Origin of the sequence: Flavobacterium sp. NLM, assembly GCF_002210235.1 — a bacterium.
Classification (GTDB): domain Bacteria; phylum Bacteroidota; class Bacteroidia; order Flavobacteriales; family Flavobacteriaceae; genus Flavobacterium; species Flavobacterium panici.
On the sequence record NZ_LIAC01000044.1, the window covers coordinates 1 to 454 of the forward strand.

Consider the following 454-nt stretch of genomic DNA (forward strand, 5'->3'; position numbering starts at 1 on the left):
TTACTGCAACTGCTAATCTAACATTGCTTTCGCAGTTTGTTGTTGGATTTAGAATTGAAGCGTAGTAGTTTCCTGTTGCTAAAGCTGTTGTTGCTGGAACTGCTGTTCCGCCTGTAGCAGCTGTGTACCAAACTATGGTTCCTACGGCTGGCGTGTTTACTTGAATATTAGCAACTGTAGGTGCATCAATTAAACAGAAGTCTTGTGTAGTATCTGTAGTTGTTGGTGTTCCCGGATCAGTTACACTAACTGCAACTGCTAATCTAACATTGCTCTCGCAGTTTGTTGTTGGATTTAGAATTGAAGCGTAATATGTTCCTGTTACTAAAGCTGTTGTAGTTGGAATCGCTGTTCCGCCTGTAGCAGCAGCATACCAAACTATGGTTCCAACGGCTGGTGTATTTACCTGAATGTCTGCAACGGTTGGTGCATCAACTAAACAGAAATCTTGTGT

1 pseudogene is annotated in these 454 nt (G+C 42.1%); it reads right to left on the bottom strand.

The features are described from left to right. Window positions 1-454, bottom strand: a pseudogene (locus APR43_RS24600) (gliding motility-associated C-terminal domain-containing protein); the annotation flags it as partial.